The 3,184-nt window shown below is 58.8% G+C and carries 1 protein-coding gene; it reads left to right on the plus strand.

All coding sequences use genetic code 11. The features are described 5' to 3' along the window. Nucleotides 1–690 precede the first annotated feature (690 nt). A complete protein-coding gene (locus tag ACRESJ_RS10825) occupies nt 691–3,075 on the plus strand; it encodes a DUF3772 domain-containing protein (RefSeq protein ID WP_431757898.1) in 2,385 nt (794 codons plus the stop codon). Nucleotides 3,076–3,184: the final 109 nt, after the last annotated feature.

Consider the following 3,184-nt stretch of genomic DNA (forward strand, 5'->3'; position numbering starts at 1 on the left):
ATTTACACCACAGATTTTTGAAACAGCTGCTCAAGGTCGCATCGAGCAAAGCCTGACGTTTCTTCTACCTTTGTGAGGACGCCATCGCCAGCAAGCCGGCTCCTACAGTTGATCTGCTTACACCCCCGCCACTCAACAGGCCGAGTGTCAGCTCGCCTGCAGCTTTTGATCTTGATCCACCCGCCCCCTCGGCAGGCTGAGTGGAGGTATTCAACCGGGGATTGGCGTGCAGCGCCGTTCGACGTAGTCGAACTCATCGCATGTAGGTGCCAGCGAAGCCAACCGGAGGGCGATGCCCCCGGATGGATGCCGGAGCGAAGGAACCCCGAGCCTTGGCGAGGGGCCGTACGTTCGGGGCGAGACCTTTGGTTCCTTTGGGGCGTTTGCCAAAGGGACTCGCCGTAAGGGCGAAACCATAAGCGGCCTTTACCGCAGAAATGGATATGTACTCAATCAAAGATCTCGGTCGGCTGTCAGGCCGCCATCGCTGGCAAGCCAGCTCCCACAGGGATTGGGGATATCCGCAGAGTTCAGGTCGGCTGGCAGGCCGCCTTCGCGAGCAAGCCCGCTCCTACAGGAATTGAAGGTATCCGCAGAAATCGCCAGCCACATCCGACCAAAAAACCTCCATCGTGCCCGTCATGACCTAACCTCATAGGCTGAGTGACAAACAATCCCCCGAGCACGCCTATGCGCAATGCCTTTCGATTCGTGATTCTCATCGCTTTCACGCTATTGGGCGCGAATGTCGGGATGCTGTTGGCAGCCCAACCTCTCGAACCCTCTTCCTCCCGCACAATACCTGCGCCAGCCAACGTCTCAGAAGGCGATCTTGAAGCGTTGATGAACCAACTGAGCAGCCTCAAACAGCAAGTCTCCCTGGCCAACAACTACAGCCAGCTGGAAGGCCCGCAGGATCTGGTTCAGGCCCTTGTCCGCGAGGTCGACCGGCTCACCACCCTGCTCATGCCCGAACAAGCTCAATTGCAGGCGCAACTGGGTGTACTGGCACCCGCACCGCTGGCCGATGCCGGGCTTGAAAAAGCCGATATCGCCAGCCAAAGGGCCGATCTGACCGAGCAAAAAAACCGAATCGACTCCAAACTGAAAACACTGACCACCCTCAAAGCCAGCGCCGCTGAACTGCTGACCCAGATCGCCGCCATCCGCCGCAGCCTTTTGGAAACCGAAGTCACCCAGCAAACTCGCAGCGTGCTTAATCCCTGGTTCTGGGCTCCGTTGCTCGACCCACCACTGGATGACCGGCAAAAATTCAACGCGTTCATCCAGCAGATTGGCGCCTCGCTCGCCGCCAGTTGGCAACCGGGCCAGCGAATGCTCACGAGCATTTTGCTGGCCCTGTCGCTGTTTTTCTGGATCGTGGGGCGTCGTTTTGCCGAGCGCTGGCTGACCTGGGTGTGCATTCATCACATGCCCGAAGGCCGCCTGCGGCGCAGCAGCCTGGCCCTGGCCTCGGTCGTGGCAACGATATTGGCCGCCTGGGTTGCCTTGCAGTTGCTGTTTTTCGCCGTCACCCGCGAACTGCCATTGACGCCGCAACTGGCGGGCTTTTCCCAGGATTTCGAAAAGATCGTATATACCTGCGTGCTGATTACCGGCCTGAGCCGTGCGCTGCTATCCACCCAGCACCCCTCGTGGCGATTGCCGGCGATTTCCGACGAGGTTGCCCTGGCAATCAAACCTTACCCCATCCGACTGGCTGGCACGCTGCTGGTCCTGGTGTCGCTGGCGCAGATAACCAACGCCACCGGCATGAGCGCCGAGATGGTGATTTCCGTCAGAGGCTTCGTCGCGCTTATCGTCACGGGCCTGATCGCCACGCTGTTACTGCACGTCAGCAAAGCTCGACGGAAAATGGTCCTGGCCGGCACCTCACCCGAGGCCGGGCGTACGGTCGCAGGCTTGATCTATTCGTTCGCGAGCATTGCGGTTGTGATTTCCCTGCTGGCTTTGCTCATTGGCTACATATCGCTATCGCGCTTCATCACCTACGAACTGGTCTGGTTTTATATCGTCTTCGCCGGCTTCTACCTGTTGATACAGCTGGTCAAGGACGGCTGTGAACACTTGTTTTCAGCCCGCCATTCCACTGGCAAGGGCCTGAAACAGTTGCTGGGCATCGGCGACACGCGCCTGGAGCAGATTTCCATCCTGCTGTCCGGCGTCAGTCGAGCAGCACTGTTGCTGATTGCGTTGATCACGTTGGTGGTGGGAGGCGTAGGCTCGACACTTAGCCAATTGGCCACAAACATCCTGGCGATTCTCGGCGGTGATGGCCTGCGCACATTCAACATCGTTCCGGCCAACCTGCTGCACGCCGTGCTGGCCGTGATCATCGGCGTCTACCTGATTCGTTCATTGCGCCGCTGGCTGGACAACGAATTCCTGCCGAAAACCGAAATGGACCCAGGCATGTGTGCTTCGCTCAGCACCCTGTTCTCCAACATCGGCTACGCCCTGGTGATTTTGCTGATGCTGTCTTCGCTGGGGGTCCAATGGACCAATCTGGCGTGGATTGTCAGCGCCCTGTCGGTGGGGATCGGCTTTGGCTTGCAGGAGATCGTCAAGAACTTCGTCTCCGGCATCATCTTGCTGACCGAGCGCCCGGTGAAAGTCGGCGACCTGATCAGTATCAGCGGGGTCGAGGGCGACATCCGCCGAATCAATGTGCGCGCCACTGAAATACAACTGGCCGACCGCTCAATCGTGATCGTGCCCAACTCGCAGCTGATCTCGCAAAACCTGCGCAACGTGACCCTCGGTGGCAGTGCCCAAGGGGTGGCGACGCTGGAACTGACGTTCCCGCTGGATATCGACCCGGAACAAGTGCGCAGCCTGCTGTACGACACCTATTGCGAGCAGGAGACCATTCTGGAAAAACCGGCGCCCTTCGTGCGTTTCAGCCAGCTCAAGCCTGAAGGCATTACCTTGACCGTCACCGGTTACGTCAACAGCCCGCGCACGGTGGGCGCGATCAAAAGCGAGCTGCTGTTCGAAATTCTCAAGCGACTGAGCGCCGCGGGGATTGAATTGGCGAAACCGCCGACGGCGTGACGCCAATCACCGTGTAGGAGCGAGGCCTGCCCTAATGCCAGTCAGTTAAGGCATTTGTAGGAGCGAGCTTGCTCGCGAAAAACTTAAGGACGCCGCGTTCATTCAGAAT

The sequence above is a fragment of the Pseudomonas sp. genome (genome assembly GCF_050739655.1).
Taxonomy (GTDB): Bacteria; Pseudomonadota; Gammaproteobacteria; order Pseudomonadales; family Pseudomonadaceae; genus Aquipseudomonas.